This window comes from Cerasicoccus maritimus, from assembly GCA_031296935.1.
Lineage (GTDB): Bacteria > Verrucomicrobiota > Verrucomicrobiia > Opitutales > Cerasicoccaceae > Cerasicoccus > Cerasicoccus maritimus.
Window position 1 is genome coordinate 177332 of sequence record JAVDPD010000006.1, and the last position, 23638, is coordinate 200969.

The 23638-nt window shown below is 55.9% G+C and carries 19 protein-coding genes, 1 tRNA gene and 2 pseudogenes; 7 read left to right on the top strand and 15 right to left on the bottom strand.

What is annotated here, in order from left to right; genetic code table 11:
- Positions 1 to 60 precede the first annotated feature (60 nt).
- The gene (nth, locus tag RBB62_RS06220; protein ID WP_309397872.1) at positions 61 to 714 is read right to left on the bottom strand and encodes an endonuclease III; all 654 of its coding nucleotides are present in this window, start codon (positions 712 to 714) and stop codon (positions 61 to 63) included.
- 50 nt (positions 715 to 764) lie between these two features.
- Positions 765 to 1691: a hypothetical protein gene (locus tag RBB62_RS06225; RefSeq protein ID WP_309397873.1), complete on the bottom strand. Its 927-nt coding sequence runs from the start codon at positions 1689 to 1691 to the stop codon at positions 765 to 767.
- A gap of 130 nt (positions 1692 to 1821) precedes the next feature.
- Between RBB62_RS06225 and aspS the strand changes: the two genes are divergently transcribed.
- Positions 1822 to 3621 (top strand): aspartate--tRNA ligase, encoded by a 1800-nt coding sequence (aspS, locus tag RBB62_RS06230; protein WP_309397874.1) that lies wholly within the window; start codon positions 1822 to 1824, stop codon positions 3619 to 3621.
- A 100-nt stretch (positions 3622 to 3721) separates the two neighbouring features.
- Here the strand turns inward: aspS and RBB62_RS06235 are convergent, their stop codons facing one another.
- The 6 genes from RBB62_RS06235 to RBB62_RS06260 all read right to left on the bottom strand — a co-directional run bounded on the left by RBB62_RS06235 (position 3722) and on the right by RBB62_RS06260 (position 8689).
- Positions 3722 to 4024, bottom strand: coding sequence for a hypothetical protein (locus RBB62_RS06235; RefSeq protein WP_309397875.1), 303 nt, complete (start codon positions 4022 to 4024; stop codon positions 3722 to 3724).
- Between the two features lie 70 nt (positions 4025 to 4094).
- On the bottom strand, positions 4095 to 4994 hold the full coding sequence (locus tag RBB62_RS06240; RefSeq protein WP_309397876.1) for a PdxA family dehydrogenase: 900 nt from the start codon (positions 4992 to 4994) through the stop codon (positions 4095 to 4097).
- Between the two features lie 48 nt (positions 4995 to 5042).
- On the bottom strand, positions 5043 to 5789 hold the full coding sequence (gene lpxA / locus RBB62_RS06245) for an acyl-ACP--UDP-N-acetylglucosamine O-acyltransferase (RefSeq protein ID WP_309397877.1): 747 nt from the start codon (positions 5787 to 5789) through the stop codon (positions 5043 to 5045).
- 93 nt (positions 5790 to 5882) lie between these two features.
- A complete protein-coding gene (locus RBB62_RS06250) occupies positions 5883 to 6491 on the bottom strand; it encodes a hypothetical protein (RefSeq protein WP_309397878.1) in 609 nt (202 codons plus the stop codon).
- A gap of 103 nt (positions 6492 to 6594) precedes the next feature.
- Positions 6595 to 7806: a 3-dehydroquinate synthase gene (gene aroB, locus RBB62_RS06255; RefSeq protein ID WP_309397879.1), complete on the bottom strand. Its 1212-nt coding sequence runs from the start codon at positions 7804 to 7806 to the stop codon at positions 6595 to 6597.
- A 106-nt stretch (positions 7807 to 7912) separates the two neighbouring features.
- Positions 7913 to 8689, bottom strand: coding sequence for a TorF family putative porin (locus tag RBB62_RS06260; RefSeq protein ID WP_309397880.1), 777 nt, complete (start codon positions 8687 to 8689; stop codon positions 7913 to 7915).
- A 260-nt stretch (positions 8690 to 8949) separates the two neighbouring features.
- Here RBB62_RS06260 and RBB62_RS06265 point away from each other — a divergent pair, with 260 nt between their 5' ends.
- Both RBB62_RS06265 and tal read left to right on the top strand, forming a co-directional pair.
- Positions 8950 to 9315 (top strand): DUF423 domain-containing protein, encoded by a 366-nt coding sequence (locus tag RBB62_RS06265; RefSeq protein ID WP_309397882.1) that lies wholly within the window; start codon positions 8950 to 8952, stop codon positions 9313 to 9315.
- 102 nt (positions 9316 to 9417) lie between these two features.
- Complete coding sequence (gene tal, locus RBB62_RS06270) at positions 9418 to 10389, top strand: transaldolase (RefSeq protein ID WP_309397883.1); 972 nt, start codon at positions 9418 to 9420, stop codon at positions 10387 to 10389.
- A gap of 235 nt (positions 10390 to 10624) precedes the next feature.
- Here the strand turns inward: tal and RBB62_RS06275 are convergent, their stop codons facing one another.
- The 4 genes and pseudogenes from RBB62_RS06275 to RBB62_RS06290 all read right to left on the bottom strand — a co-directional run.
- Positions 10625 to 12256 carry a peptide ABC transporter substrate-binding protein gene (locus tag RBB62_RS06275; RefSeq protein WP_309397884.1) on the bottom strand — a complete coding sequence of 544 codons (1632 nt, stop codon included), beginning with the start codon at positions 12254 to 12256 and terminating at the stop codon, positions 10625 to 10627.
- Positions 12257 to 12320: 64 nt separating this feature from the next.
- Positions 12321 to 13139: a hypothetical protein gene (locus RBB62_RS06280; protein ID WP_309397885.1), complete on the bottom strand. Its 819-nt coding sequence runs from the start codon at positions 13137 to 13139 to the stop codon at positions 12321 to 12323.
- Positions 13140 to 13366: 227 nt separating this feature from the next.
- Positions 13367 to 13454, bottom strand: a tRNA-Ser gene (locus RBB62_RS06285).
- A 66-nt stretch (positions 13455 to 13520) separates the two neighbouring features.
- Positions 13521 to 13649 (bottom strand): annotated as a pseudogene (locus RBB62_RS06290) (transposase); the annotation flags it as partial.
- A 257-nt stretch (positions 13650 to 13906) separates the two neighbouring features.
- On the opposite strand from RBB62_RS06290, the gene RBB62_RS06295 reads away from it, so the two are divergent.
- Positions 13907 to 15127 (top strand): DUF1015 domain-containing protein, encoded by a 1221-nt coding sequence (locus RBB62_RS06295; protein WP_309397886.1) that lies wholly within the window; start codon positions 13907 to 13909, stop codon positions 15125 to 15127.
- 167 nt (positions 15128 to 15294) lie between these two features.
- Here RBB62_RS06295 and RBB62_RS06300 read toward each other — a convergent pair.
- A pseudogene (locus RBB62_RS06300) lies at positions 15295 to 15456 on the bottom strand (transposase); the annotation flags it as partial.
- A 169-nt stretch (positions 15457 to 15625) separates the two neighbouring features.
- Between RBB62_RS06300 and RBB62_RS06305 the strand changes: the two are divergent.
- Positions 15626 to 19096: a DEAD/DEAH box helicase gene (locus tag RBB62_RS06305; RefSeq protein ID WP_309397887.1), complete on the top strand. Its 3471-nt coding sequence runs from the start codon at positions 15626 to 15628 to the stop codon at positions 19094 to 19096.
- Between the two features lie 196 nt (positions 19097 to 19292).
- Here RBB62_RS06305 and RBB62_RS06310 read toward each other — a convergent pair whose 3' ends face one another.
- Together RBB62_RS06310 and RBB62_RS06315 are read right to left on the bottom strand one after the other, a co-directional pair.
- On the bottom strand, positions 19293 to 19853 hold the full coding sequence (locus RBB62_RS06310; protein WP_309397888.1) for a hypothetical protein: 561 nt from the start codon (positions 19851 to 19853) through the stop codon (positions 19293 to 19295).
- 35 nt (positions 19854 to 19888) lie between these two features.
- Positions 19889 to 21841 (bottom strand): NAD(+) synthase, encoded by a 1953-nt coding sequence (locus RBB62_RS06315; RefSeq protein ID WP_309397889.1) that lies wholly within the window; start codon positions 21839 to 21841, stop codon positions 19889 to 19891.
- A 26-nt stretch (positions 21842 to 21867) separates the two neighbouring features.
- Between RBB62_RS06315 and RBB62_RS06320 the strand changes: the two genes are divergently transcribed.
- Both RBB62_RS06320 and RBB62_RS06325 read left to right on the top strand, forming a co-directional pair.
- Positions 21868 to 22839, top strand: a complete 972-nt coding sequence (locus tag RBB62_RS06320; protein WP_309397890.1) for a hypothetical protein — start codon at positions 21868 to 21870, stop codon at positions 22837 to 22839.
- Positions 22840 to 22954: 115 nt separating this feature from the next.
- The gene (locus RBB62_RS06325; RefSeq protein ID WP_309397891.1) at positions 22955 to 23536 is read left to right on the top strand and encodes a hypothetical protein; all 582 of its coding nucleotides are present in this window, start codon (positions 22955 to 22957) and stop codon (positions 23534 to 23536) included.
- The last annotated feature ends 102 nt before the right edge of the window (positions 23537 to 23638 follow it).

Here is a 23638-nt window from a genome sequence, read left to right on the forward strand (position 1 = left end):
GCTGTATTCTGCCTCACATTAACCCCGCTCCAAAGCGATGGTTGCAGATTTACGCAGTCTTTACGCCTTGCGCGTGACCTTGGCGCGCTTGCGGTCGGGGTAGACGGTTTGGCAGATTTCGCAGACGGTTCCATCGCAGCCTCGGGCGGTGCAGTGCTCTCTGCCATAGTAGATGATTTGCAGGTGCAGCTTATTCCAACGCTCGACGGCGAAGATGCGCTTCAGATCCTTCTCGGTCTGGGCAACGCTCTTACCGCTGGTCAACCCCCAGCGTTGGGCGAGGCGGTGAATGTGGGTGTCCACCGGGAAACTCGGCACGCCAAAAGCCTGCGCCATAACGACTTGTGCAGTCTTGTGGCCGACGCCGGGTAGGGCTTCCAGCGCCTCCATGTCGGCCGGAACTTCGCCTCCGTGCTGGTTGATCAATATTTCCGACAGGCCGTGAATCGCCTTGGCCTTGCGCGGGGCAAGGCCGCAGGGGCGGACGATGGCATTGATCGCATCAACGCTTTGCTGTGCCATGTCAGCCGGGTTATCGGCCAGCTCCCAGAGGGCAGGGGTCGTCAGATTGACGCGCTTGTCCGTGCACTGCGCCGAGAGCAGCACGGCCACGAGCAAGGTGTAGGGATCCTTGTGGTCGAGGGGGACGGGCGTCACGGGGTAGAGTTCCTCGAGACGTTGGTCAACGTAGGCTGCGCGCTCGGTCTTGGTCATGGGCCTAGGCAGCGGAAAAGCTGCGCTGATGGCAATGCCGATTTCGCCTGCTAGAAATTCCAGCCGCCTTGCAGGCCGATAGCGATGCCGGGATCGGTCTTGATCGTGCGGTAATTGTTGCGGCTGTAGCGAAACTCGAATTCGCGGTAGACAATGCCTTCCACGTAGGCGCGCACGTAAAGTGACTTCAGGAAGCGCTGGGTCACGCCGGCGGCAATGATGACCGAGTCTTTATTGACGATTGGATCGCCGGTCAGGCCGGGGCGGATGGTTTGATTTTTCAAGCGGAAGGTGTCGCTCTCGTATTGGGTGGTGAAGTCGACATTCGTCTGGTTGTTGCCAAAAACGTCGTAGGTCAGGGTGAAACCATTGAAGGTACGCAGGTTGAGCTGGTCCGTGATCTGCCAGTTCAGGATGGGCAGGGGGAGGACCTTGAGGTCGTATTCGGTTTGGCCAATGAGCATGATGCCGAGGCTGAAGGAGCTGCGCTGGCCCCAGTGGTAGGTGCCGCCAAAGCCAAAGCGGTAGGAGTAGCCGTCGCCCAGGTCGGCGCCGCTGGTTTCCGCGCCCAGTGAGCTGCCCACGAGGCCGAAGACCCCCCAGTCGGACTGGTCAAAGCGGTAGCCGCCGATGGTTTGCAGGGAGAGCTTTTGCGTGTCACTCAGGTACGTTGGGCCGCTCCAATCCCAGTCGGAGTATTCGTAGCCGAACCCCGCGCGGACGAAGCCTTGTTTCCAGAAATTGGCGTAATCCAAGCCGGTTGTGTAGACATCGGCCGCCAAGTCGCCGTTGAAGCCACCCTTGAGATCGCTGGAGAATTGATGCTCGTAGTTCTGGCTCAGCGTGATGCCCAGCTCTTGCTGCGGCGAAATGATGTCCAGGAAAGTCGTGCCGCCAGTGGGGCTTTGGCCGAATGCACCGGTGGTGGTGAGTGTGCCGAAAATGGCAAAGGCGAGGAATTTCCTAATATTATGCATAGCGCTCTTAAGATTGGACTTTCGACTCTGTTGTGCAAGCGGATCCCAATGTTTTTGCTCAAGCGTAACCTCTGGGCAGGAATCTGTTTGCAATGACTCGCCGAGTCTGACTACTTAGCGGGCTTTTCACATGAAACGGACCCATACATGCAGCCAGTTGAACAAGGCCAACGCGGACGAATCAGTCACCCTCATCGGGTGGGTTGAGTCGGTGCGCGACCACGGCGGCGTTCTCTTCGTTGACCTGCGCGACCGCGCCGGGTTGACCCAGATTGTGTTCCACCCCGATTACCCGGAAATCCATGAAATCGCCGGCCGTCTCAAGGACGAGTCCGTCATTCAGGTCACGGGTATCGTCAAACTGCGTGAGCCGTCGACCGTTAATCCGAATTTGCCGACCGGCGAGATCGAAGTCTCCGCGCGCGAAGTCATCGTCCACAACATGTGTGAGACGCTGCCTTTTCCGCTGGAAGACGCCAAGGCCGAGAAGGTTAATGAAGACCTCCGCCTGCAGTATCGCTACCTCGACTTGCGCCGCCCGAAGATGCGCGAGATGATGACCATCCGCTCCAAGGCGACCAAGTCCTGCCGCGACTATTTGGCCGACAACGAGTTTCTCGAAATCGAGACGCCGGCCATGTTTAAGTCGACTCCGGAAGGCGCGCGCGAGTTCCTCGTGCCGAGCCGCCTGAACCCGGGCGACTTCTACGCGCTGTCCCAGAGCCCGCAGCAATACAAGCAGATGCTGATGGTGGCCGGTATGGAGCGCTACTACCAGGTGGCCCGCTGCTTCCGCGACGAAGACCTGCGCGCCGACCGTCAACCCGAGTTTACCCAGATCGATATCGAGATGAGCTTCATCGAGCGCGAAGACATGTATGCGCTGATCGAAGGCATGCTCCAGAAGATGTGGAAGGACGTGCTCGACGTCGATGTGCCCACGCCGTTCCCGCGCCTGACCTACGTCGACGCGATGAACCGCTACGGTGTCGACAAGCCCGACACCCGTTTCGACATGGAGCTCGTTGACCTCTCCGAAGACCTCAAGGACACTGGCTTCAAGGTATTCTCGTCCGTCATCAAGGGCGGTGGCGTGGTCAAGGCGGTCAACGCCAAGGGCCTCGGCGACATTTCCCAGGGTGAAGTCAAGGCAATGGAAGACGTGGCCAAGAGCCTTGGCGCCAAGGGCCTCGCCTACATCGTGGTCCGTGGTGACGACGTCAAGGAATGGCGCTCGCCGATCATCAAGTTCTTCAGCGAAGACGAGCTCAACGCGCTCAAGACCAAGATGAACATCGAAGACGGCGACCTCATCCTCTTCGCTGCCTCGAAGTGGGAGCAGGCATGCGCGATCCTTGGCCGCATCCGCCTTGAGTCCGCTCAGCTCCTCAAGAAGCGCGGCAAGCTCGAGATTTCGGACAGCCAATACAACTTCCTCTGGGTCGTGGACTTCCCGCTCATGCTCTTTGATGAAGACGAGGGCCGCTACGTCGCCGCGCACCACCCGTTCACGGCGCCGCATCCGGAAGACATCGACAAGCTGGACACGGACACCAAAAACTGCCGCTCCCAAGCTTACGACGTTGTGCTCAACGGCTCGGAAATCGGCGGTGGCTCGATTCGTATTCACCAGCCCGAGCTGCAAGACCGCGTTTTCAAGAACGTGCTCCAAATGCCGCAGGAAGTCATCGAGTCGCGTTTCGGCTACATGATCAAGGCCTTCAAGTTCGGTGCCCCACCTCACGGTGGCATCGCACTGGGCCTCGACCGCCTTGCCGCGATCCTCGGCAACGCCAAGTCCATCCGCGAAGTCATTGCGTTCCCCAAGACCCAGCGTGGTCAGGACCTGATGACCATGGCCCCCGGACCGGCAACCGACAAGCAGCTCCGCGACCTCCACATCGCCGTCACCAAGCTAGACCAGGACTAGTCCTGGACCTTCGATGCTTCGCATCGTGATTGCCGCCCTGCGGCAATGAGCGAGGAGGCAAATTTTTCAAAACGCATGTCCAGAGTGGGCATGCGTTTTTTTAGTGCTGTTGAGCGGGGGGCAATGTCGGCTTATGAGCTTTTTGCGGGGCGTCTGACGTGTCTGTTTTTTTCTCGGTAGTGGCCTCGTCCGAGCTATCATCGTCTTCCTCGGCCATGTTCGCTAGGTCATCTGTAGCCATGCCAGCATTAAAGCTGCCGTACTGGTCGCCATCGCTTACTCCAACCGCGATGTTGGCGACGTCTAGCGCTGCCTCCAAGTCTTGTTCGCCGTTTTTGCAGCCCGTGGACAGGATGCACGTGAAAATGGTTAGGATCGAGAGCAGTCTTTTCTTTGTGAGCATACCGCTACTGCTATTTATCAAGCCCATTTGAGCAATGCTCAAATTTCTGGATGCAACGGCACGTTGCTGCTTACTTGAGTTTCTCGGCGAGGCGCACGGCGTTGGCGAAGCTGGAGATGCCGGCTTTGCCCTGGCCTGCGATGCCGAAGGCGGTGCCGTGGTCGGGGCTGGTGCGAATGAAGGGCAGTCCGAGCGTGATGTTGACCGCCTGGTCGAAATCGATGGCTTTCAGCGGGGCGAGGCCTTGGTCGTGATACATGGCAACGATCACATCGAACTCACCCTGGAGCTGACGCCAAAACAGTGTGTCGCCGGGCTGGCAGCTGGAGAGACCGGGATATTCGCTGCGCAGGTTGTCGAGAATCGGATCGATCACGCCTTGTTCTTCAAAGCCGAGGATGCCGCCTTCGCCTGCGTGGGGATTGAGCCCGCATGCGCCAATGCGCGGCTCGCGGGCGCCGAGGCGCTCAGCGAGGAAGGCCGCATTTTTCACGGCGCGGGAAATGGACTCGTCATTCAGGTGATTGGGCACATCCACCAGCGGTACATGCCACGTCGCGAGGAGGACGGTTAGCTTGCCCCCGGCAAAGGCCATTGACGGCTGACCATACCAACGCTCGGCAAAGAACTCAGTTTGCCCGGGATGCGACCAGCCTGCTTGCTCCATCCAGTGCTTGCTGACGGGCGCCGTGACCACGCCACGGTAGCGCTGTTGACGGCAGCCGTAGGCCGACTCTTCCAACGCCTCCAATGCGATGCGGGCACCTTCAACGCTGGGTTGGCCGGGCGTGGCAATAAAGTCCTTGTCGCCGACGGGAACCGGATTCACACACTGTAAATTGTCCAACCAGCTCTGCGGTCCGATGATGGCGACGTCCTGCTGGCGGTCGGGATTCTGTTCAAGCCAGCGTTCGATGATTTCGGGGCCGACTCCGGCTGGATCGCCGCAGGTGATGGCAAGGGGGAGCATGGGTGGAGGTTTAAAGTGAGCAGATTTAAAATTATAGGGGAGGTGGCTTTATTTGTGGCGGGCGCGGAGGAATTTGCGGCCGGTTTCGAGCGTGAAGAACTCGAGGAACTGCGTGCCCTTGGTGGTGGTGGGCAGGCCGTCGGCGATGGCTTCGGCAGCTTTGGTGACGGGCGAGCCGTAGGGCTTGCTTAGGTAAACAGCGCGGTAGCAGCGCTTGAGGTCGCTGATTTCTTCGGAGGTGAAGCCGCGGCGCTTGAGGCCGATTAAGTTCAGACCGACGACGTCGTTTTCGTAGCCAGTCATCACGAAGGGCGGCACGTCCATAGAGATGCGCGCGAGGCCAGCCACCATTGCGCCTTCGCCGATGCGCGTGCGCTGCTGGACGGCCGTGTTGCCACCGATGAAGACATTGTCGCCGACGGTTACGTGGCCCGCGAGGAGCACGCCATTGGCCAGGATGACGTTGTTGCCGACAAGGCAATCGTGCGCGACGTGGCTGTTGGCCATGAAGAAGCACTTCTCGCCGATCAGGGTGTATTCGCCGGCGTGGGTCGAGCGGTTGACGGTGACGCCTTCGCGGAAAACGGTGCCCGCGCCGACCTTCACGCCGGTGTCGAGCGAGGCGTCGAAGCCCAGAAATTGCGGCAGGCCGCTGATCACGCAGAAGTGGTCAACCTTCACTCCATCGCCCAGCACGCTACCGGTTTTCACGAGCGCGAACTGCGCGATCTCCACTCCTTCGCCCAGTTGCACATTTGCTTCTACGCCCGGCTGTTCCATATTACTGCCACTCATTGCTTAAAGGGTTATCTCGCGTTCGATCGAGAATCAAGCGAGCAATGCGAGCTTCGCGATGCGCAGCATCGAAGGTCAAGGGCGGCGCCCTGGTTAGCCCTTGTTAAAGAGGTCCATCTGCGGGCTCTTGACCATGTCGTAGTTTTTCAAGATGCGCAGGGTTTGGAGAAAATCGTCCTTGGAGTAGTTGTGGTTAATCTCGATCTTGCCAACGATGTCCTGAAGCATGGAGCGGAAGGAGATAATGGCGTCGAGGCCGACGTCTTTGAGCAGCTTGATCGACTCACTCTTGTGCGGCTCGTGGGTGGGGAGGCCGGGCAGGACGAGGATCTTCATGAAGTTGTCCAGGTCGCCAACTTGGTCTTTCTCGATCGCAAACAACTCTTCGGCGCGCTTGTAAACGTCCTTCTCGAGGAACTTGAAAATGTCGGCGCTGCCACGAAGGGTGGCGGGGGTGAACTTCTGGCTGTGCCAGCCTTTGACGAAGACCACGGCGCGGTGAATGAGCGGTAGTTCGTTCGAGAAAAGCATGAAGTTCGGCTTGCGGCTTTGGGCGCGGTAGCCGGGATTCCAGACAATGAGGTCGATCTCTTCTTCGCTGCGCTTGGCGCGGCTTTGGACTTGGTATTTCCGCATTTGCCGAACGAGAAAGCCATTCAGCTCGAAGTATTCGCGGACTATAGTTTCGTCGATGCCTGCCATGATGGGAGTCGGTTGCAGCGATAGCGCCTTAACGGAGTCAATCTGTATGATTCAATTTGTGTTTTGGCAAGTCGTTAAAAATGAACCTCTTGCGCGTGCGAATCTACGCGGAGGCGCCTGCGGCCAGCCAGAGTTCGCGCACGAGCGACTGATCGACTTCGCCCACGGTCACGGCGTTGCCGATGGATTCCATTGCGACGAAACGAAGCTTGCCTGCCTTGACCTTCTTGTCGCGCATCATCGCGGCCATGAGCTTTTCAACGGAAAGTGTGGTCGGTTCGGCGTTGGCTGGGCAGTCTTCCGCAGTGGCGTTCGTGCCTTCGGCGGTCTGCCACTGGTAGTCATCGGCACGGCTGCGACGCAGGAGCGGCGAGCGCAGATCGGTTGGCAAATGGTAGCGCTGGATGAGCTCGGTTACGCGCGTGACATCGGCTTCGGTCACATTCATTTCGGGTAGCTCGACGGACAGCTGGGCCGCGAGTACAAGGCCGACGGCGACGGCTTCGCCGTGGAGATAGGAGCCGTAGCCGGCCACGTTTTCGATGGCGTGCGCAAAGGTGTGGCCTAAATTGAGCAGCGCACGGCCACCGCTGGCGGCGGTTTCCTTTTCGTCGGCCTTGACGATCTCGGCCTTGATGGCGCAGCAGCGGCGGATGACGGCGGGGAGCTCTGGGTGGTCCCAACTGAGCGGCTTTTCGAGCTGCATGAGCTGCTCAAAGAGCGCCGGATCGTAGAGCATGCCATACTTGATAACTTCGGCCATGCCGGCCGAGAATTCCCAGGCGGGGAGGGTGCGAAGGAGGTCCGTGGAGATGCAGACGGCCTTAGGCTGCCAGAAGGCGCCAACCAGGTTTTTCCCCGCGGCGATGTTGATGCCTGTCTTGCCGCCGACTGAGCTGTCGACCATAGCCAGGAGGGTGGTGGGCACTTGGTAGAAATCAATGCCGCGCAGGTAGCTGGCGGCGGCGAAGCCTCCGAGGTCGCCGGTGACGCCGCCACCGACGGCAATGAGGCAGCCGTCGCGGGCAACGTGGTTTTCGGACAGGCTATCGAAGATCGCGCCGAGCATGGCCATCGACTTGGCGGTCTCGCCCTTGGGGTGCTGGTCGATGGTGTAGGCCAGCTCGGAAAGGGCGGGCATCGCGCCGACTAGCGCTTGGTCCACCAACTGAGCGGACTTGCCCTTGCGCTGCTGCAACGCTTCGAGGAGAGGCGTGCTGGCGTCACTGGCAATCCAGATCGAATAGCTGCGGTCGCCCAACTCTACGGTTAGGTGTTGTTGGTTGGATTCGGCGGTGGTGGAGGTTTCGCTCATGGTGGAAAGGTGTCAGCAAAAGCCAAATGGGGAAATCAGGAAAGCAAAAACCCGCGCTGGAATTCCAGCGCGGGTTCGAAAGTGATTTGTGTTTGCTCAACTAGGCTTAGTAAGCGAAGCCGAGGGTAGCACCGAACCAAACTTGGGACTCGGAACCGATATTAACACCAGCGCTGTCGCCGTCGTTGTTAACGGACCAGCGAACACCGATCGAGCTGGATACGTTCTCGTTGAGAGCGTAAACGAGGTCAGCAGTGATGCCACCGTAGGTGTAACCGTTCTTTACCTTTGGAGTGGTGAGGCCAGCGGAACCGTCTTCAGTGTCGACGAAACCGAGGTATGCACCGGTGTCAAAGGAAAGGCCTTCTGCACCAACGTATTCGCCGAGGTCGAGGCTGTAGCCGATGGAGAGCTCAACAACAACCTGCTCGAGGTCGAAGTCGTAGTATACGTAAAGAGCCGGGCTCAAAAGAACGTCAGCGGAACCGCCGAGGAAAATTTCACGGGTTTGGCCGGGAAGACCGCTACCGGCAATAGTTTCCGGGTACCAGTAGTAGGTGAAGCCAGCGTCAACGGTGAAGATATCGGTCACCGGGTAAGCATAACCCAGGTAGAAGTCGATTTCATTGGCGAAACCGTTACCTGCGTGCGAAAGGCCAGTGATCGGTTGGTTGGTCCAAATGCCGAAGTAAGCGTCACCGCCGAGGACGGAGTAGCCAAAGTCAACGCTCGGTTGGAAAGACTCGTAAGCGAGCTTCGCAGAGCGGAAGACGTATTGTGATTCGTAATCGAAGGTGCCTGCGATGGACAGGTCGCTGAGGAAATCAGCGGAAGCTGCGGTTGCTGCACCAGCGATAGCGATAGTCGCGATTGCTTTTTTCATTATGTGTGTCAGTTAGGTTTGGTTTGCTAGTTTTATGAGCTGGTTAGGCTCAACAGGACGAACAATTTCAAAATATGTTCAAAAAAACAAGATTTTTTTCTGAATTAGTTTGAGCACGTAATGTACCGTTTTCATTGAATTAGTTGCCTAATCGTCATAATTAGCTTCTTAACTTTCATTTTAAAGGTCACTTGACGTAAAACCCAAGGGTTTTTTGTATGGCTGAACACAATCGAACAGTTCATTTTTTTCATCCACGCATGGTAGTTACCGCGTCTGTGCTGGCATTTCTGGCCGTGGCGCTGGGTGCCTTTGGGGCTCATGGGCTCAAAGAAACGCTGGAAGCAAGCGGAAAGGCGGACACTTGGCAGACTGCGGCCGACTACCAGTTCTGGCATGCGCTCGCGCTGCTGGCTCTGGCAATGGCTCCAGCGAAGGGGCGTGCGCTCACGGTGGCGGCTTGGTTTTGGACGGTGGGCGTCATTCTTTTCAGTGGTTCGCTTTACTGGCTTTGCCTAAGTGGACTGCGTTGGTTGGGGCCGATTACTCCGCTGGGCGGGTCGTGTTTCCTCGTAGGGTGGGGGATATTGGCGGTAATTGCCGCTAAATCTGCGCTTAAAGATTGAAGTAGCTGGCGCTTTGGTGTCATTTAGTGGCCTCACGCTGGCTAACTCTAATAACTACAATCCCGATTGGCCACACTGCCGTATCTATATTAATACCACAACATGAGTACTCAAGCAGCCTCGAACCAACTCGAATCCCTGAAGCAATACACCAAGGTGGTTGCCGACACTGGCGACTTCGAGTCGATGAAGGAATACCAACCCCAAGACGCGACCACCAATCCGTCTCTCATTTACTCCGCCGTCGAGATGCCGGAGTACAACGCACTTTTCGAAAAAGCCATTGCTGACAACAAGGGCTCGAGCCTCTCCGGCGCCGCCCTGAGTCGTCAGGTGATGATCGATCTCCTCGTGGCCTTTGGGTCCGAGATCCTCAAGATCGTTCCCGGTCGCGTGTCGACTGAGGTGGACGCCCGCTTGTCCTTTGACGTAAAAGGCAGCGTGGATCTCGCCCATGAGATCATTGCCCTCTATGAAAAGAACGGCATCTCCCGTGAACGTATCCTGATCAAGCTCGCCACGACTTGGGAAGGCATCAAGGCCGCCGAAATCCTCAAGAAGGACGGCATCAACTGCAATATGACGCTCCTCTTCTCGATGGCCCAAGCCATTGGCGCCGCTGAAGTGGGCGCTCAGCTGATCTCGCCGTTCGTGGGTCGTATTCTCGACTGGTACAAGGCCTCCACTGGCAAGGACTACGTGGGCGCAGAAGATCCGGGCGTGCAGTCGGTGCAGGCGATCTACACGTATTATAAGAAGTTCGGCTACGCAACCGAGGTTATGGGCGCGAGCTTCCGCAACACCGGTGAAATCATTGAACTTGCAGGCTGCGACTTGCTCACGATTAGCCCGAAGCTCCTTGGCGAACTGGCTGCAACCGAAGGCGTGCTCGAAAAGAAACTCGATCCGGCAAGCTCCAAGGAGGCCGACATTGAAAAGATCGCCATGGACGAAAATACCTTCCGCTGGATGCTCAACGAAGACCAGATGGCTACGGAAAAACTCTCGGACGGCATCCGTCGTTTCGGCGTCGACATCGTCAAGCTCGAGAAAAAGATCGAGGCGGCGTTGTAGGGGCAGACTCGATCATTTTTATGCGAACCCGGGCCGCAGTGTGGTCCGGGTTTTTCGCGCTTTATTTCTGGGGGAGAGACTTAAGAGCGAGCTGGTTGTTGATCGCGCATTCGAACTCATTGTTCGTTTATGAGAAAAATGCCTTCTCTGTAGCAGCGTTTCCCCCTAACGCCAGAGCGCCAGAGAGCTGACGCACTCCAAAGACTTAAACCGTAATGCCTAAAACTCCAGCTGCTTACTTTGGTGGGTCGAGGTAGATGCCTTGCCAGGGGTGTTGGTCGAGGATGTTTGGATACCAGCCTTGGACCGCGGGGTTGACCAGGTAGGCACTGACGTAGAAATAAATTGGGGCGACGGGCATTTCGTCGATCAGGATTTTTCCGGCCTGTTGGAAGACTTCCAGGCGGGCGTCGGCGTCACCGGTTTCGGCGGCCTGGCGAATGAGGGCGTCGTATTGCGGGCTGTCGAACTTGGCGTTGTTGTTGCCCGACCAACTGGCGAGCAGATCGAGGAACGTGCTCGGGTCGTTGTAATCGCCAATCCAGCCCGCGCGCAGAACGTCGAAATTGCCATCTCGGCGGTTGATCAAATAGACCTTCCAATCTTGGTTCACGAGGCGGACTTTGACGCCGAGCGTTTCCTGCCAGAAATACTGGATTGCCTCAGCAATGGCCTTGTGGCTTTCCGAGGTGTTGTAGAGCAATTCGAGCTCGCGGAGGCCTTCCCCGTTGGGGAAGCCGGCCTCGGCGAGGAGACGCTTGGCCTCGGCGATGTTGGCTTCCAAATCGAGGCTGAATTTGGCCTCGGACGTGTAGCCCGCAGTGTTGGGCGGGGTAAAGTGGTTGGCGGGAATTTGGCCGGCCTGCGTGATGTTTCTCGTGATGCCTTCGCGGTCGATGGCCAGCGAGAGGGCGCGGCGGACCCGGGCGTCGTCCAGCGGCGGCTTCTCGGTGTTAAACGCGTAGTAATACGTGCCGAGGTAGGGCGAGATGCGGAGGGCCTCGTTCCCCGCCTCCTCGTAGGGCTCGATTTTATGCGTGGGAATGGCGTAGGATATGTGGATCTGACCAGAACGGAACGCGCGCTCCTCGGCATTGAGATTAGCAAAGGGCAGGAAGTGCACGCCGTTGAGTAGGATGTGCTCGCGGTCCCAATAATACGGGTTTTTCTTCACGACGATACGGTCGTGGACGCGCCACTCTTCGAGGGTAAACGGGCCGTTGCCGACAAAGTTGCCCGGGCGGGTCCAGCGGGAGTCGCGTTGATCAATGGCGCCGTGCTGGAAGATCGTCGGCGGGTGGACCGGATACCAGGTGTAGTGCGTGAGAAGGGAGAGGAAATACGGGGTCGCTTCATTAAGCGTTATTTCGAGCGTGCGCGGGTCGAGCGCCTTCACGCCGACTTGCGAAAAATCAGTCAGCTCGCCGGTGTTGAACTGCTCGGCGTTGACCATCGGGTAGAGCAGGGAGGCGTATTCCGCAGCGAGTTTGGGCGAAAGCATGCGCTCGTAGGCAAAGACGAAATCGCTGGCTTGGATGGGCTCGCCGTTCGACCACAGGGCGTCCTCGCGCAGGTGAAAAGTGTAGACGCGGCCGTCGGCAGAAATGTCCCACGACTCGGCGACGCCGGGCAGCGGCTTGAGCGTTTCGGGGTCGGGGCGTACAAGCCCTTCGAGCAGCGCGGTGAGGATGTTGTGCTCGGTGACGCCGGTGACGAGGTGCGGGTCAAGCGCGGCGGGCTCAGAGCCATTGGCGCGCAGGAGGATTTGCTCTTTGTTGGCGCGCTCGACGGGCGTTTCGCGATCGCCGCATCCGAGCAAAAGCAGTGCGCAGAGGCAGAATAGGACGCTTAGCGAACGGGCAAACATAGTCCCGAGAGGCTTCCATGCGCGGCGTAGTTTGTCAGGCCTTTTTCTGCGCGACAGTTGGATTTCAGGAATGCGTCGGCACCGCGACTTGGGCGGGGATTAGCTTCACAAAGCGTTCCCAGTAATCCGACTGCTTCACGAGGTCAAAGACCTCACTTGGCCGCATCCCCAAGAATAGGCCACAGACCGCAAATCCCAAAAATCCGTATTGACGTTGCTCCCAGGCAACCTTGAGCGCTCTCTTCGATTCTTCCAATTGCAGGATTTTTGGCGTTTTGCGTTGGCTGCTGGTGGTCTTGAGGGACTTTGCCCCGTTGGATTTCTGGTAGTGGACATACACACCATCCATCGGATTTTTGTCGATGAAACGGTGGTCGTCCTTCGGCTTGGAGGCATCATTAAAAAACGTGTTGGCGCTCGTGATGTAGTTTCGACGCGTTCTAAGACTGACATCCAGACTATCAAAGAAGCGAATCAGCATCTTGGCGGTCACGTCTCCAATTTTAAGCCGCACATCTGAGCTATTTAAATGCCCCACAATTGGGTTTAGATGCTTCTTAAGGGGCTTGTAGGTCTCGTTGCTTAAATGATCATTCTCAACGGCCTCCTGCTTTCTGGCTAGGAAGATGTTAACGCAGTCCTCCAGATAAGGGCTGTCTTGAGCTAATTTCAGATGCTCGCGGTAGAGAATCACCGCATCAACGAGGCTTTTATTGCGGTCGGGGATCTGGTCAAAGATAGCGAAAGCGGCCTTCGCTTCTAGAAGTTGTCGCGCAGTCAAATAGGTCTGATCTCGTTCACGCCGAATTAAACGCTCTCGCTCCTTCTGTTCCTTCAAGACCGCTTCTTGCATCGCAAGTGAAGCTGAGCGTTGCTCGGTCAAGGTGGCCTCCTTACCCTCGCGCTTTAAGTCGCGGACGAATGATTTGCGCCTAGCCTTGGGCTTCCCCTTTGTCGTCAAATTCGTAGTATTCGCACACCCATTGGCCGGTGGTGGCGTTCTTTAAAACGGAAGGCTTGGGGAGAGACGGACGTTTCGGTTTTGCCAGCATTTGCAGACAAATTTTTACTGAAAATTACTGACGGTCAACTCCTAAAGCCCTGATAGAATGGCGGATGGGGAGGGATTCGAACCCCCGGAGGCTTGCGCCTCAAAAGTTTTCAAGACTTCCGCATTCGGCCACTCTGCCACCCATCCAGTTCAGAATGGCGATCTTTTCCCATGTGATTCGCAAAAGGGCAAGGCGTTTTTCATGATTCATCGTCATTTACCGGCGAATGCTTGCTTAATCTTGAAGAAGAAGAATTCTGTATCTGTATATCCATATGCCATCCTATTGATGAGCGTAATCATATTATTGATGACTTCGAGGACGCTGGCGTTCAGTGGGTAGCGCACGCAAATGTCTCGGTAGGTCGCAGGCTCAATTCGGCGAGAACCAATTAGGCCGTGGCGTAGCTGCAAATCAGCAGCAGCATACACGGCGGATAGCTGTTGGAAATCGCTGTTCACAAAACCGTTTTGATAAAAGCAATAACGATTTCTTGAACCCGGGTGTTCAATTAAATTCCATATGTAAACGGCCCTTTGAAAATCCTCCGAAGCGCAGGCTTGCATGATGCGGCGAGTTCTGTTCCCTTGGCCGTCCCATGCGAATTCGTGCATTTCAAGGACTCCGACCCAAACCAGAAAACGCCGCAACCGTCGCGTCGCTTCCGTATGACGTTGTCAATACCGAGGAGGCGCGCGAGCTAGCGTCCGGCAACCCGCACTCGTTCCTGCGCGTCGTCCGCGCCGAGATCGACCTGCCCGCTGGCACCGATCCCTACGACGCGTCCGTTTACGCGCAGGCGAAGCAGAACCTCGCCTCCCTCGAGGCCGATGGCGTGATCGAGCGCGAGAGCGAGCCCTGTATCTACATTTACCAGCAGAAGATGGGTGATCACGTGCAGCGCGGCGTTGTCGCCGTGTGCCACATTGAGGATTACGAAAACAACCTCATCAAGAAGCACGAGAAGACCCGCCAGGCCAAGGAAGACGACCGCACCCGCCTCAACGCGACCCTACGCGCGCATCCGGGCCCGGTTTTTCTGACCTATAAGAACGACGCCAAGATCACCGCACTCATGGACGCCGTGACGGCGGGCGAACCGCTGAGCGATTTCATCGCTCCCGACGGCGTAGGCCACACCGTGTGGCGCATCCCCGGCGGTGCCGACTTCGTGAAAGCCTTTGAGTCTGTACCCGTATTCTACGTGGCCGACGGTCACCACCGTAGTGCTTCCGCCGCCCGCGTCGGTAAAGAGCTCCGCGAAGCCAACCCGAACCACACCGGCAACGAGGATTACAACTGGTTCCTCAACGTCATCTTCCCGGATAACGAGCTAAAGGTGCTGCCTTACAACCGCCTTGTGCTCAACCTCAACGGCAAGACCAACGAGGAATTCCTGTCCGAGCTGAAGAACGTCGTGCCCGTGACCGAAGGCAACGTTGACCCTTCACCGGACGCCATTGGCAAGGTGTCGATGTATTTCGACGGCAAATGGTATGGCCTCGACCTGACCGGCCTCGCCGCCAGCGACCCAATTTCCGAACTCGATGTCTCCAAGCTGCAGGACTACATTCTCCAGCCGCTTCTGGGCATCGACGACCCACGCACTAGCAATGACATCGAGTTCATTGGCGGCATCCGCGGCACTGGCGAGCTGACCAAGCGCGTGGACAAAGGTGACGGCCCCGTAGCTTTCTCCATGTATCACGTGACCTGCGACCAACTGATGGCCATCGCGGATGCCGACCAGATCATGCCCCCCAAGAGCACCTGGTTTGAGCCAAAGCTCCGCAGCGGTCTGTTCGTCAACACCTTCTAAGCAGCGTGCCACAGCACCCAAAGATTGCCACATTGTGGCAGTGGCGATGAGGCAAAGTTTTTTACAGCGCCCGATGATGGAATTCGTCGGGCGCTTTTTTTGGGGCATCGTCATTCCCGGTAGATGAGGATGAACCCATTTTTGGGGTTATTCTAGTCGTTGGATAGTTATCCGCACTGGGCGATGACGCGCAGTCGGTAGTTGTTAAAGTTTCTGAACCCGTATGCGATTCGTTGTACGAGTTTCATTTTTCGATGGAATCCTTCGGTGATTGAGTTGTTCCTTGAGAATCGCCACATCGCCCCGATGGGTTCTGCCCAAGTATAGAGATAACATGAAGTTGCCGGGTTGAGCAAGGGCTGGACCCGGCAACTTCATGTTATCTTTAGAGTGTTTTTTGGCGGCTCTAGCTGGAAATTGGTTCTTTGGGTCTCACTGTTACATTCTGCCACTGTAATTTCATTGAATTCCTTTGGTGCGCTGCCGATGCTTTGGCCAATGAACATATCCAGTGAAGGCAGTCGGTTGGGATCATGGGAGGCGATTTCGCCTGTCCTTTTTTATAATCTGGCTAGTCGCACGGTATTGGAGCGAGGTATCCGTTATTTTGAACAAGAACGAGTTGTTTCACTGCGGATAAAGGGCAAAAACTCCTTTGATGCGCAGGTCCTGGGTTCTTCCACGTATCGGGTTTCCGTTGTCGTATCGACAGCTCATTTCAGGCATCATTGTAATTGTCCGGCCTACGACCGAGATCGGGTTTGTAAGCACGTTGTCGCCGTAGTTGCTTTGCTATATTACCTTGGTAGTGACCGGTTGTTTGGCCACTATAAGCCCAGTGGTCGATACCTGCGCTCCGTCGTAGAGCATTTTGATGATCCTGGATCGATTCTGAGCTCGAAAGAGAAGGCAGGGCCTTCTTCATCTACTGAAATTGTCGTTTTGCATGACGATTACCATGAACTTTATGCGCAAATCAACGGACGGATTTCAGTAGCATTAATTCGCAAATTGGGTTTCTATAGGGATGCTTGGCAACGCAGAGCTGGTTGGTTGAGGTCATTTTGTGGCGAAAATATCGCTGGCGAATTGAGTGATTTAGTTGGGATCGCACAATCACTAAAAATCCCCGTTTACGTTGCGAATCTGAAGGGAAAGCGGGTAGAGTTGAATGGAAAAGTTCACCGTGGGTCAATTCGCTACCGAATCAACGTCGACCAGAAATCTGAGCAGGTTGAGTTGGTTCAGGATTTGCCGGAAATTTTGGGCAGCGATGCCTGGAGATTAGCTGAATCAGTTTTTATCCACTCCAGTGGAGAGCTCATCGATTTGTCTGATGACGAGCGAAACCTGCTGGTGAATATGGCCGATCCAGAAAAGTATTTCAGTCCATCTGACCGCTACATTCGGTATCATTACCTGAGTTTTGGCCGAGGGGCAAAGAGTCGTGAGAAGGATGATTTCAATGCGATCTCGCTGGCCGTTGCGCATTCGGAATACGTAGACGACTTGAAGGCGACTCAACTGGAATGCAATGGGCAGTCCGTTGATTTATCTAATGTAGATGCCCCACGTCCAGTGAAGGCTGCGGTTGTGATCAAAGGTGAGGAAAAGTCCCAGTCCGTTTTCGCGCACATTGAACTGAGCACAGACGGCGCGAATTTACCCGTCGAAAGCATGTTGTTGGAATGTCTACGATCGGATTTAATTGGCAATTCCATCAATCCGCAACTGACCAGAGCCAAGGGGCGTTTGGGTGTTTTGATCGATGCCATTCAAGCGCTTTCTTTTACGAATGATAAGCGCCAGCGCTCGGAGATCATCAAAGAGGCCACTGGTCATCAGTCTTTTCAAAAGCTTCGTTTAAAATCAAAAGCACAAAAATGGTTGCGCATGATCGTGTCAGCCTGGATTACGACGAACGATAAGCACCTGCTGGCGAGCTCTGAACACAAAGATGGCTGGATCATGGTCGAATCACCCCACCGACTGCTTTTGCAATTGGTGTTGGGGCTCTGCCGCACAGCAACGCCTGCCGAAATCCGTGAGCTGAGCAGTAAGATCATGATTCCTAGAGTAGAGTTGCCCCGCTTCATACAGCGCGCTAACTTGGTTTGCTCAGCTACAGGCACTTCACTTCGATACAATGAGCAAGCGGTGAGATCGATTGGGGTTGCCGTCACGCTTGAGGCCAATCAAGGCAGGGAGATCGATTGGTTTGAGTTGAAGGCTGAGGTGCGTTGTGGCACACTAACTATTCCTGCGGATCAATGGGAGGCGTTAATTCGCGGTGATTTGCTGCTGGAGCAGGATGGCGAATTGATCATCCCGGACCTATCGCAGGCAGAGGCGATCAAGCGACTACAGGCGTTGTTCGGGACGTCCAAACGGCGAAGATCACGCGGCATGAAAGAAGAAACTGTCGCCCAAGCTCCACGTTTGCAAATGCTCGATTGGCTGGAACTACGGCAGGCAGGTGTTCAAGTTACGTTAGCGCCTGCAATTGAGAAAATTTGGCAAAGCCTGTTAAGTTTTTCTGAAATCCCAAGCATGCCACTGCCGAGTGGCGTTTCGGCGAAATTACGTGACTATCAGCAGCAGGGGTTCGAATGGATGGCTTTTCTTTATGAGCATCGGTTTGGCGCATGTTTGGCAGACGACATGGGGCTTGGTAAAACACTTCAATCCATCGCTTTTTTAGCCTGGGTTAAGAAGCAGCAGAAAAGCGCAGTTGGCTCGTTCCTAATCGTTTTGCCGCCATCGTTGATTTTCAATTGGCGACATGAAATAGAGCGCTTTTGTCCATCGCTCTCCGTTAGCGAATATCTTGGCGGAAATCGCAATCTCAGCGGGGCGCTTCAATCGGATGTCACCTTGACGACTTATGATCTTGTTCGACGGGATATCGAATTACTTCAAAAACACACATTCGAGGTCGTCATTTTTGATGAGGCTCAGGCGCTCAAAAATATCACCGCTGTTCGTACGAAAGCAGCGCTCAAGCTGAAACGCCGTTTCACTCTCTGTTTGACCGGGACGCCGATGGAAAATCACGCTGGCGAATATTATTCGATCATGAATCTGGCGACCCCTGGAATCTTCGGCGATTATCGAGAGTTCAAGGAAAGCCTTCGAAACGGTGATGAACACATCTTGCGCCGCAGTCGTCCCTTTACTTTGCGCCGTACGAAAGATCAAATTCTCAAGGAGTTACCCCCAAAAGTAGAGAGCGAGTTCTACCTCGAAATGACAGAGGAGCAGAAAGAAATTTATACGCGCACGGTGGGGGAAGTACGCGAAGAGGTTCTGACGGCGTACAAAGATAAAACACGTTCGCAAGCCGGCATCATAGCCTTGGCGGCCTTGACCAGATTGCGCCAGGTTTGCATTTCTCCAGAGTTGTTGGGCAAGCCCATTAAGCACCCAGCTCCCAAACTGGATTACTTAACTTCCAAAATGCATGAGCTGTTGGACGAAGGGCACTGCGGTCTATTCTTTTCCCAGTTTGCTCGAACGCTGGATTTGCTCGAAGATGCCGCAACCAAAGAGGGGCTCAATATTCTGCGTCTTGATGGCAAGACGCCCGTTGGGAAGCGGAAAAAATTGGTGAAAGCTTTTCAGGAGTCAACCGCACCCCAACTTTTCCTGATCAGCCTGAAAGCCGGAGGTGTTGGCTTAAATCTCACGCGAGCTCAATATGTCTTCCACATAGACCCATGGTGGAATCCGGCAGTGGAGAATCAAGCTTCAGACCGAGCTCACCGCATTGGGCAAACGAAGACGGTATTTATCCAGCGCCTTTTGATGCGTCATAGCGTAGAAGAAAAAATCATGGAGCTAAAGAAGCGCAAGCAGAAGCTCTTTGAAGCCATCGTTGAAAGCTCTTCCATCAAAGCTTCTGCCGGTTCGCTGGTTTCCCGTGATGATTTTGAATTTCTGTTGTCTGATACCTTTTCCCAAAAAGGTTGAGACCTAAATTGGAAGGCGGATACTGAGTGGCTTCTGCAATGTTGGATAGGTTGCTATCACAAGTTATAGTTTAGCAACCAATGAAGAAGAGACGTAAACCGCTTCGATATTTCAAAGAGATATTTTTCTTTGCTCGTAGTCTTGTAACTAGATAATAGATCTAATGAAATGCTCTAACTTGCAGCTCAAATTTGAGCTATTCGACCAATTCAAAGGCTCCTGTGGTGGTGTCGATTCGAACCAGTTTTGAATTCATTGAACCTTGCTCAAACAGTACTTCCGCGATAAGCGTGGAACCATCCGCTTCACAAGCTTTCAGGCTAAAAATGAGATAAATCGAGCTATCCATTGGTATCGCTGTTCTTTGAATTTCTTTGTCGTCAAAATCCTTCAGTGGAAGGTCGATACGAAAGATTTGCGTCGAGGTTAGTGAAGGCGGAAAACCGCTTTCGGTTGCTTCAAGCAGATAGACGAAGGATTCGTCCTTAGGGGATATCGAATCAAGAAACATCTTAGCTGAATCTGTATTCGGAATGAGATGTTCCACTTTGCCATCATAGATCCAGAGTTCTTTCCGTAATGCATATATAGCATAGCCTGTCTTCAGGTTTTTAGTAGCGGTATCCAGTTTTGCCTCAAGTGATTGCTCCTTAAAACTATCTTCGAATGATTTGATAAAGAGAGATTCTACGCGGTAGAATTGTCCGAGGATGTATCCCAGGGATACTAAAGCGAGACAGGCGAGGGCTTTGAGCATGTTAGCAAGTGTGGATGCAAAAATTTATTATAATCTCACGTCTCCCACTGCTCCACTTCTTCCAGCCAGAGCTTGCTGACGGCGTCGCTGGGCATGCGCCAGTCGCCGCGGGGGGAGAGGGAGACGGTGCCGACCTTGGGGCCGTCGGGGACGCAACTGCGCTTGAATTGCTGAGAGAAGAAACGCCAGTAGAAGGTGCGCAGCCAGTGCTTAATCGTGGCTAAGTCGTAGGCCCCGTCGAAGGCGTGTGTGGCCAGAAAGAGCACCTTGCTCGGGCGGTAGCCGAAGCGCGTGATGTAATACAGGAAGAAGTCGTGGAGTTCGTAGGGGCCGACGCTTTCCTCGGTCTTTTGGGCGAGCTGGCCTTCGTTGTCGAGCGGCAGAAGCTCGGGCGTGATCGGCGTGTCGGCGATGTCGTGGAGCAGGTCCTGCGCGACGTCGGCGTAGCGCTGGGCCGCGCACCAATCGACGATGTAGCGTACGAGGGTCTTGGGCACGCCGATGTTCACGTGATACATTGAAATGTGGTCGCCGGCGTAGGTGCACCAGCCGAGCGCGGCCTCGGAGAGATCGCCCGTGCCGAGGACGAAGCCGCCGACCTGGTTCGCCACGTCCATCAGGATTTGCGTGCGCTCGCGGGCCTGCGTGTTTTCGTAAACGACGTTGTGCTCGGACTCGTCGTGGCCGATGTCGGCAAAGTGCTGGCGGCAGGCGGCGTCGATGGAAATAGTGCGGAGCTCGGCGCCGAGGAATTCGATCAGCTGGGTGGCGTTGTTCTTGGTGCGCGAAGTGGTGCCGAAGCCCGGCATGGTGATCGAGACAATGCCGCTGCGGTCGAGGCCGAGCTTGTCAAAGGCGTCAACGGCCACGAGGAGCGCGAGCGTCGAGTCGAGCCCGCCGGAGATGCCGACCACGAGCTTTTTCGCGCCAGTGTGGCGGAGGCGTTTGGCGAGGCCGGTGGACTGGATGGCGAAGATTTCCTGGCAGCGGTCGGCGCGGCGCGCGAGGTCGCTGGGGACGAAGGGGTGGCGCTTCACGCGGCGCTGGAGGGGCAGGGGGCTGTCGCCTTCAAACGGCGCGGCGCGGATCACGCGGTATTCGCTGCCAACGAGGCTCTCGGTGAAGCTGCTGTTGCGCAGGCGGTCCTGGTTGAGGTGGTCGAGGTCGATGTCTGCGACCAAGCTTTGCGTTGCAAAGCTAAAGCGCTCGGTTTCGCCGAGCAGGTGGCCGCCTTCGGCAATGAGGCAGTGGCCGCTGTAAACGACGTCGGTGCTCGACTCGCCGGGGCCGGCGCTCGAATAAAGGTAGGCGCTGTAGGTGCGCGCGGATTGCTGCGCCACGAGACTGCGGCGGTAGTCGGCCTTGCCGAGCAGCTCGTTGCTCGCTGAGGGGTTGACGATTACGTTGGCACCCGCGAGGGCGAGCTTGCTACTGGGCGGCTGAACGCTCCAGAGGTCTTCGCAAATTTCGACGCCGATCACGCAGGGCGTTTCGCCGCCGAGGTCGAAGAGGAGGTCGACGCCGAAGGGCACGTCGTCGCCATCGATTTCCACGATGTCGGCCAGCGTTTCGGTGGCCGAGGCAAACCAGCGCTGCTCGTAGAACTCGCCGTAGTTCGGCAAATGGGTCTTGGGCACGAGGCCGAGGATTTCCCCGCCGGCAATGACGGCCGCCACGTTGTAGAGACGGTTCTGGCTGGCGATGGGCAGGCCGACGATGATCGCAGTGGGCAGCTTGACGCTTTCGGCGCGGAGGTCGCTCAGGGCCTTAAGCGCGGCGGCGCGGAGGGCGGAGTCGTAGAACAGATCAGCGCAGGTGTAGCCCGTGAGGCAGAGCTCGGGGAACACGGCGAGGCGCACGCCGGAGTCGGCGAGTTGACGCCATTCGGCGATGATGGCGTCGCGGTTGAAGGTGACGTCGGCCACGCGCAGCTCCGTCGAGGCGGTGGCGACGCGTAGAAATCCATGCTTTTCTAGTTTGGTGGGCACTGTTATACCTAGCTGGAATTTAATTGATGAAGCTACTTAAAAAACACGAAAATACGGTGTTTGTCCATAGTCTCTGGCGCTGCGGCAATTCGTATTTTCTCGGCAAATTTGCGGGTTTGGAGAACGCTACTGTATTCGCTGAACCCTTTAATGATCAACTATCTATTGTCGATAAAGCAGTCTGCGCCACCGCGCCTGCGGCGGACAGTGGTTTCAGCGCGTATCGCGGCTTGGTGGACCCGAAGCCGAAAGTCGGCGGCGCGGGCATCCAGCACTACGACGTGCGTTTTGCGCTCAATTACTGGTTTGCCGAGAAGGAGCACGGCCAACTGCGCTACCTGCAACACTTGATCGATGAGGCGGAGCAGACCGAAGGCGGTTTCGCGGTGCTGGGCTTTGTGCGCTCGCTGGGGCGCGTGAGTATGCTGCGCGAGCTGCGCGGGTTTCACCTGGTTTTGCTGCGTGATCCGTTTGACTTGTATTGGTCGAACTGGCTCAAGCTGCGCGACGAGGATACGGCGTATTTTGCGCTGCAATACGTGATGCTGGCTGCACTTTGCCGCGACGTGCCAGCGCTCGATGCCCTGGCGCTGAAATACCACCTGCCGAAGCCAAAGATCAAGGGCGGGCATTATGCGTTTACCGATGCGTATAATCAGCTGCATGGCCGTTTTTCGGAAGATGAAGACCTCCTGCGCGAGGCGTTTATTCTGGTGTTTTTGCTGTCCTACGGCGCAGCTCTGACGCAGGCGGATTTGGTCGTTTCGGTGGATCGGCTGACGCAAGACGCCGGTTACCAAACGAACATAGCCGGCCTGATCGGCGACCGCACCGGGCACGAGCTAGACTTCAGCGACTGTGCCGCCACACAATATGACGAGCCCGCGGAGCGCGCGGCGTTCTATGAAATCTACCGTGCCGAGCAGTGCACGCTGGAGGACTCCAAGCACCCGCGCTGGGTGTCGGGCGGACGGTTGATTGACTCGTTGTTGGCGTAGGGGCAGGCGAATTCTTTAACCACGAAGAGCACTAAGGACGCGAAGTTGGATACTGGTTTTCTCCCGCAGAGGCGCGGAGACGCAGAGAGGTAATATTTTAGCTGAGAAGAAACATATGAAGCTGTATGTCCTGTTGCTTTTTGCCGCCTTGGCATTTGTCGGGTGCAAAGAGCAGGCGAAAAGAGCGCTAACGCCTGAAGAGTTGGCTGCGACGCCGCTGGTTTATGTTCCACTGAAGGCAGCGACGCAAAATTACTCTTTTGAAGGCGATGATATCCAGAGTGTCTTGGAGTCAGTCGCATCTGAGAATCATATTGAAGTGCTCTACAGTGACGCTCCGCCTGAGGGAAAGGTGTCAGTTGAGTTGGAGGGGGTGACTTGGCGGGAACTCTTCAGGATTACTCTTGAGCCGCTTGGCTACACTCACTGGGAAGATGCTGATGGCGTGCATGTCATGCTGCTTCCGACTTTTGCGAATGAGGAAATGTATACGTTCGCAGTGCCAGTCGAAGGGGACCTTCAGGCTGCTGCTGAAACCATGTCTCCTTTGGTGGATATTGATTCTGGTGGTTCAATTCAACTCGACCATCAACGAAATGCGTTGGTGATTACTGAGCGCCAGTCCAGGCGTGAGGATATTCTGGTGGTTGTTCATCGAATTGGGACCAAGAAAGTAGAGCCTGATCGGCAGGAGTAACTCCAGCACTCCGCGACTCTGCGCCTCTGCGGGAATCAAATTTCGTCCTGTAGGCTTCGCGTCCTTCGTGCTCTTCGTGGTTAAACAGCATTCTACTGGAAA

Excerpts from the sequence above, each read along its gene's own strand:
- RBB62_RS06325 (WP_309397891.1), top strand. The coding sequence starts at position 22,955 with ATGAAGCTGTATGTCCTGTTGCTTTTTGCCGCCTTGGCATTTGTCGGG.
- RBB62_RS06225 (WP_309397873.1), bottom strand. The coding sequence starts at position 1,691 with ATGCATAATATTAGGAAATTCCTCGCCTTTGCCATTTTCGGCACACTC.
- RBB62_RS06305 (WP_309397887.1), top strand. The coding sequence starts at position 15,626 with ATGAACATATCCAGTGAAGGCAGTCGGTTGGGATCATGGGAGGCGATT.
- aroB (WP_309397879.1), bottom strand. The coding sequence starts at position 7,806 with ATGAGCGAAACCTCCACCACCGCCGAATCCAACCAACAACACCTAACC.
- RBB62_RS06240 (WP_309397876.1), bottom strand. The coding sequence starts at position 4,994 with ATGCTCCCCCTTGCCATCACCTGCGGCGATCCAGCCGGAGTCGGCCCC.
- nth (WP_309397872.1), bottom strand. The coding sequence starts at position 714 with ATGACCAAGACCGAGCGCGCAGCCTACGTTGACCAACGTCTCGAGGAA.
- tal (WP_309397883.1), top strand. The coding sequence starts at position 9,418 with ATGAGTACTCAAGCAGCCTCGAACCAACTCGAATCCCTGAAGCAATAC.
- RBB62_RS06295 (WP_309397886.1), top strand. The coding sequence starts at position 13,907 with ATGCGAATTCGTGCATTTCAAGGACTCCGACCCAAACCAGAAAACGCC.
- RBB62_RS06320 (WP_309397890.1), top strand. The coding sequence starts at position 21,868 with ATGAAGCTACTTAAAAAACACGAAAATACGGTGTTTGTCCATAGTCTC.
- RBB62_RS06235 (WP_309397875.1), bottom strand. The coding sequence starts at position 4,024 with ATGCTCACAAAGAAAAGACTGCTCTCGATCCTAACCATTTTCACGTGC.
- RBB62_RS06265 (WP_309397882.1), top strand. The coding sequence starts at position 8,950 with ATGGTAGTTACCGCGTCTGTGCTGGCATTTCTGGCCGTGGCGCTGGGT.
- RBB62_RS06310 (WP_309397888.1), bottom strand. The coding sequence starts at position 19,853 with ATGCTCAAAGCCCTCGCCTGTCTCGCTTTAGTATCCCTGGGATACATC.
- lpxA (WP_309397877.1), bottom strand. The coding sequence starts at position 5,789 with ATGAGTGGCAGTAATATGGAACAGCCGGGCGTAGAAGCAAATGTGCAA.
- RBB62_RS06260 (WP_309397880.1), bottom strand. The coding sequence starts at position 8,689 with ATGAAAAAAGCAATCGCGACTATCGCTATCGCTGGTGCAGCAACCGCA.
- aspS (WP_309397874.1), top strand. The coding sequence starts at position 1,822 with ATGAAACGGACCCATACATGCAGCCAGTTGAACAAGGCCAACGCGGAC.
- RBB62_RS06250 (WP_309397878.1), bottom strand. The coding sequence starts at position 6,491 with ATGGCAGGCATCGACGAAACTATAGTCCGCGAATACTTCGAGCTGAAT.
- RBB62_RS06275 (WP_309397884.1), bottom strand. The coding sequence starts at position 12,256 with ATGTTTGCCCGTTCGCTAAGCGTCCTATTCTGCCTCTGCGCACTGCTT.